This window comes from Oleiphilus sp. HI0061, assembly GCF_001635675.1.
In genome coordinates this window covers 1-1,567 of the sequence record NZ_LWFE01001524.1, presented here as the reverse complement: position 1 = coordinate 1,567, position 1,567 = coordinate 1, and the positions used below count along the sequence as shown (strand labels likewise).

The 1,567-nt window shown below is 42.8% G+C and carries 2 protein-coding genes; one reads left to right on the top strand and one right to left on the bottom strand.

Annotated elements, in window-relative coordinates; genetic code table 11:
• The coding region (locus A3735_RS23785; protein ID WP_156499874.1) for a hypothetical protein at positions 1-490 on the bottom strand (490 nt) is incomplete at its 3' end.
• Positions 491-674: 184 nt separating this feature from the next.
• On the opposite strand from A3735_RS23785, the gene A3735_RS23780 reads away from it, so the two are divergent.
• A partial coding sequence (locus A3735_RS23780) for a TAXI family TRAP transporter solute-binding subunit (protein WP_197486005.1) occupies positions 675-1,567 on the top strand: 893 nt, incomplete at its 3' end.

The following is a 1,567-nucleotide window of genomic DNA, read 5'->3' as shown; positions in this document are numbered from 1 at the left end:
GATAAGAAACTTGCCTTCTCCAGCTATACGCCTGACCGACCATAATATGTGCCTCTTCATAAATCTTATCGACCCTTCCTGCCTCATTTCCGCGAATAAAACCGTCCTTTTCAAACTTTTCCTTAAGACTTAGTAAGTACTTGCTACTAGCGTTAGAACTTAATTTTTCGCTTAGATCCAGAATACGACCATAAGCCCGCTTCTTAACAGCATCAAGCTTTGAAACCAAGAAGGAGTCACTCTTCCAAGAGACAACAACAGTTATATCTCGTATCGTTTCCAAGTCTTCGATAAGTTCTGTTGATTGGCGAAGATAGTTAAAGCCAGAGCGAGTGTGCTGTGCTTGTTCTAGTTGCTGATGCGCATTAAATGCTAACTGCACAGCAAACAGAGCCAAGGGGATCGCGAAAACCGATGAGATCAACATAAACTTACCACGGTAAGTTAATCGATTCATCAGCAAAAATATCGGTTGAATCAGCTTATTCATAGCGAAAAGAAACTGCTTGTTAAGGGCCTTCAATAAGTGTAACAGCATAATTCTGTTTTTCTCTTTCACAACAATATCGTGTAGAAAATCTTTTCCAAAAAGATTATTCTTCAATGAAAAGGGTAAGGTGCTGATACAAGCAGCTTCAATAAGGAAACGTATGCTAGGTCGTAGGTCAAAAACTTTGAGTTTGTTCGGCAAATTGAAGCTGGCTAAGCTTTGTATTTTCGTCTTTCTTTTCGGCAGTTCCGAGCTCAGCCTTGCTCGTGACAAGCACTATATGATTGTCGGTACCGGTGGTGTCACCGGAGTGTATTATCCAACAGGCGGCGCAGTATGCAGGATGATCAATCGTCAACGTTCCGAGCACGGTATACGCTGTGGCGTTGAAAGCACCCAGGGATCATTGTACAACTTACGAAAAGTCAGAGAACTGGACTTGGATATGGCAGTTGTTCAGTCCGACTGGCAATATCACGCAGTACAAGGCAGTGAAGTATTTTCCTCAGAAGGCAGAGACCCAGCGTTACGCTCAGTATTTTCTATTTACTCCGAGCCATTTACTGTCGTCGCACGAAAAGATTCGGGCATCCAAACTTTAAATGACCTGAAAGGTAAACGAATTAATATAGGTAATAAAGGCTCTGGTCATCGTGCCACTATGGAAATTCTCATGCAGGCACTCGGCTGGGGAAGCAGCCTTTTTTCACAAGTATCTGAACTCAGCTCCTCAGATCAATCAAAAGCACTATGCGACAAGCAGTTTGATGCCATGATTTTTATGGCTGGGCATCCTAGCGCCTCGATTAAAGCTGCGACCTCAGATTGCGATAGCATTCTTATTGATGTTGAAGGTTCCGAAGTTAATCAGCTAGTCACTGACAACGCATATTATCACGAAGTCACCATTCCGGCTGGTATGTACCGAGGCAACCCAAATGAAATAAAATCATTTGGCGTAGGTGCGACACTAGTAAGCTCTAAAGATACACCCGACGAGGTTATCTACCAGTTAACCAAGTCAGTATTTGAAAATTTCCTCGAGTTTAAAAAACTTCACCCTGCATTCCATGCTCT